The sequence below is a fragment of the uncultured Catenibacterium sp. genome (assembly GCF_900540665.1).
In the GTDB taxonomy this organism is placed as follows: domain Bacteria; phylum Bacillota_I; class Bacilli_A; order Erysipelotrichales; family Coprobacillaceae; genus Catenibacterium.
Genome location: NZ_UQGV01000111.1, coordinates 1 through 3,991, shown reverse-complemented (window position 1 = coordinate 3,991; position 3,991 = coordinate 1). Strand labels below are relative to the sequence as shown.

The following is a 3,991-nucleotide window of genomic DNA, read 5'->3' as shown; positions in this document are numbered from 1 at the left end:
CTTCTTCAAAAATCTTATGTGCTTCTTTCACAATTTCATCTGCTTCTGTCGCAATGACCTGAATATGTAAAGAACGTTCATCACCAATAATCTGTCTGATCTCTCTCATATGTCCAAAGAAATCCTTTGGGCTTGTCTTCTTTACAATACTTGGATTACTTGTAACACCTACGATTGGTAAGTGATCTACCGCATCTCTAATTTCTTCTAAATCAACTGTGTCGATAATAAATTCCATTTTTTTAATCTCCCTTGACTATATTTTTTATTCCACTATCAGATACAATCTGATAGTAATGGCTTAATTCTTCTTGGCTATAGGCCAATGCATCCTCTTTGACACCATATTCAAATTCAGTTAAAGCATATTTTGCGGATGCAAGAGGATTATAATTTAATAATTCATAACGTACTTCTGGATATAAACTATAAAGATAAGAGGCAATACTCTTAATATTGTCATCATTACCTGTATATCCAGGAATAAGTGGTGTTCTTACAATCACTTTATCTTTATGCTCACTTGTAAGTAAATAAGCTAGATTATCTTTAATAATTGTATTTGATACACCAGTCGCTTCTAGATGCGCTTTTTCATCTTCTATCTTTAAATCACAATAGATCTGGTCAAGATAAGGCGCTGCCTGCTTAACTAAATCTAGCGAAGTATAAAGTGATGTTTCAATGGCTGTATGTACTTTTGGATGGAGTTCCTTTAATAATTGTATCAGTTTTTCCTGCTGCATAAAAGGCTCTCCACCAGAAACTGTCACTCCTCCGCCATATTTAAAGAAAACTTCATCTTCCATCACCTTATCAACAAGTTCTTTTAAGCTGTAATAAGAGCTATCATACTGAATAGCGTCCGTAGGACAATACTTAAAGATTTCATCCAAATCATCTTCCATAAATACAGGTCTATTTTGATAGGCTATTTTACCTACTCCATGCTTCTCGCAGTTGCGACAATGCATGCATTTGTTTTCTAAGTAAATAGGCTTTCTTTGGGGTAAAAGTCCTTCAGGATTCTGACACCATCTGCATCTTAAAGGACATCCTTTAAAGAATATCGTAGTACGTAATCCTTCACCATCATGTACCGCAAATCTTTTGATATCAAATACAAGATATTTATATGTTGTCATAGGTTGTTCTCGCAATAATTTCATCCTGTAATTTACCTGCTAGTTCTACAAAGTAGGCTGTATATCCAGCAACACGGATTGTGAGTGAACGATGTCTTTCAGGATGAACTTTCGCATCTAATAAATCTTTTTTATTCACGACATTGAACTGAATATGAGGTACATGCAAGTCTACAAAAGCACGAAGGAAGTTTTCAAACTTCATGCGTCCTGTTTCTGTTTTAAAGAAGTCTGGTAAGAACTTCATATTGAGTAATCCCCCATTGGTTGTGAGATCATCATCAAGCTTAGAGACAGATTTTAAGACAGCTGTTGGCCCTGCTAGGTCTCTACCATAGACAGGTGACATACCACCATCTGCAAGAGGTGTATAAGCGTTTCTACCATCTGGAGATGCTCCTACATTTTCACCCATTGGAACATGAGCTGAGACAGTATACATACCTGTATGAATAGGACCACCACGATAATTCTTATACTCTTTCATCTTATTTCTAAAGTAACGTGCCCATTTAGCACCACACTCATCTACCCAGGCAATATCATTACCATATTTAGGAACTTTATTTAAAAGCATGGCTTGTGTGATTTCATGTCCTTTAAAGTCATCCTGTAAAGCTGCGAGAAGTTCTTTTGAATCTAAAAGATGGTCTTCATAGACAAGTTTTTTAATAGTGGCAAGAGAATCAGCCAAGTTCGCAATCTGAATCATCTGGATACCAGATAAATTGTATTTAGCGCCGCCTCTTGTAACATCCATACCTTTTTCTAAGCAATCATCAATGACACAAGATAAGAAGGCTGTAGGTAAGCATTCCTGATGAGCTCTTTCCACAACTTCTTCTGCTTTCATCATCATTTCAATAAAGTAATCAATCTGGATCTTGAAAGCTTTTTCTAACTGTTCATATGTCTTATATGTTTCAAGTGATCCCATATCTAGTCCGAGTTTCTGTCCTGTCAATAAACATTTACCATTATTTAAAGTAAGTTCTAATGCCTTATTGAGGTTGAACATAGCCGCGTCACTCCAGCCTAGGTTATTACCATAGGTTGTAAGTTCTACGCATCCTACAATCGCATAATTTAAAGCATCCTCGTGAGTGATACCAAGTCTTTCCATTGCAGGAATAATGGCTTCATCATTAAAGAACTGAGGCATACCACTACCTAATGCAACAACTTCAATCGCCTTCTGCATGAGTTCATGAGATGTATTCTTATTAAGTCTCACTGATAGGTTAGGCTGAGGAAGACATAATTCCTTCTGTGCTTCTAGACAAAGCATGGATAAATCATTATATGTATCATGTCCTTTTTCATCCAAACCACCTATCGCAATATTAAACCCAATTGGGAATCCCGCAAAGTATTTTGCTGAATGGCTGTTACGAAGATAAACAATCTGGTTAAATTTCAACCAGAGGCATTCTAATATTTCTAATGCATCAGTTTTCGTAATAAGCCCTTCTTTTAAATCATGTTCATAATATGGGTAAAGATACTGATCCATACGTCCTGGTGAGAACGAAGACGCATTGGATTCCATATGTAAAATCACGAATAAGAACCAGAGAGACTGTACGGCTTCATGGAATGTTTTTGGAGGTCTTTGAGATAAAGAGAGGCAGTTATCTGCAACACGCTTTAAGTCATCACTCTCATGATATTCGGGCATAGAGATAATATAGTCATGATATCTCTTCATGAAAGTGATTGCCCCTTCTAATACAAGTTTCGTACAAGTATAGAATTCTGTTTCTTGTTTTTCATTAATCTTATCTAATAATCCTTGAGGTCCATATTTCAACCATAAAGCTGAATCAGGACAGATATGACCCTGTGCATGATCTTTCTGATTGATCTTTACAACTTTACTCATATGATCGATTTCCTGACCATAACGTGATCTAATGACATCCTCCATAGAATGTCCTTTCCAGTATGGGTAAATCGTTTCTCTAAATTCTTTGATATCCTCACTTCTCACTTCAAAGCGATCCTGAGGACGAGTAGGAAGTGTTTCAAATTCTTTATCAACCCATGAACAGCCACTTTCTGGGAATACAACACCTGCACGTACACCTTTTGTACGATTTCCAACAATCAATTCTTCTTTTTCAACACCAATTTCTATTTCTTCTAACGCCGCTTTTAAAGAGAGGGCACGTTTCATAGGAACAGAAAGAGTTTCATTCTCTTTATAAATACGTGTTATGATACGCGCTTGTTCAATAGATGCATAACGTTTTTCATCAAGCATCTTCTCTTTTAATATTGTAATTCTGTTTCGCATACTTTTCTCTCCTTTTCAACTTAATTATACCCATATAATTATTGTTTTCAATACTTTTATTATTGTTTTTGATAATTAAAAAGGCATGCATCACCTGCATACCTTAAACCCTCCAGCAATCAAACCTTCATGCTTTGCGCGCTTTTTACTTACTTCTTCTTTCATCGTTGTTAAGAATAAATAGAGTATTTCTATTACTGCAGTGGCACTAACTCGAGAAAAACAATACCCTTCTAAATAAACCTTTTCACGTGTCGCAGTCGTAATATGATAATCACTTTCTAACGCAATGGATGACTTATCACTATTGGTAATAGAAAGTGTTGTTGCTTTCTGATTATATGCTTCCTTAATCGCTGTTAAGACAGCTGAAAATTCGGGTCTTTAATTTTTGTGGGGGTCAGAGCTTCGCTCTAAATATTTGGGGGTCTTGGAAACAGCACCTTTAAATTTGTGGGGGTCACACTGTGGCTCCCACTTTTTCAACTATTTTTATGTAATTAAAAACCTTTCGCTGTATCATTAATTTGCTCATATTAAATCAAAGCGA

At 36.0% G+C, this 3,991-nt stretch carries 3 protein-coding genes and 1 pseudogene; all 4 read right to left on the bottom strand.

What is annotated here, in order from left to right; all coding sequences use genetic code 11:
* Positions 1-238: transaldolase family protein (locus QZQ55_RS10630; RefSeq protein ID WP_295093165.1), on the bottom strand; the 238-nt coding region annotated here is incomplete at its 3' end.
* A gap of 4 nt (positions 239-242) precedes the next feature.
* Positions 243-1,169 (bottom strand): glycyl-radical enzyme activating protein, encoded by a 927-nt coding sequence (locus QZQ55_RS10625; RefSeq protein WP_295093163.1) that lies wholly within the window; start codon positions 1,167-1,169, stop codon positions 243-245.
* The gene (locus tag QZQ55_RS10620) at positions 1,132-3,441 is read right to left on the bottom strand and encodes a formate C-acetyltransferase/glycerol dehydratase family glycyl radical enzyme (protein ID WP_295093161.1); all 2,310 of its coding nucleotides are present in this window, start codon (positions 3,439-3,441) and stop codon (positions 1,132-1,134) included. Before QZQ55_RS10620 ends, QZQ55_RS10625 begins: the two co-directional genes overlap by 38 nt.
* A gap of 90 nt (positions 3,442-3,531) precedes the next feature.
* Positions 3,532-3,801 (bottom strand): annotated as a pseudogene (locus QZQ55_RS10615) (SIS domain-containing protein); the annotation flags it as partial.
* Positions 3,802-3,991 lie beyond the last annotated feature (190 nt).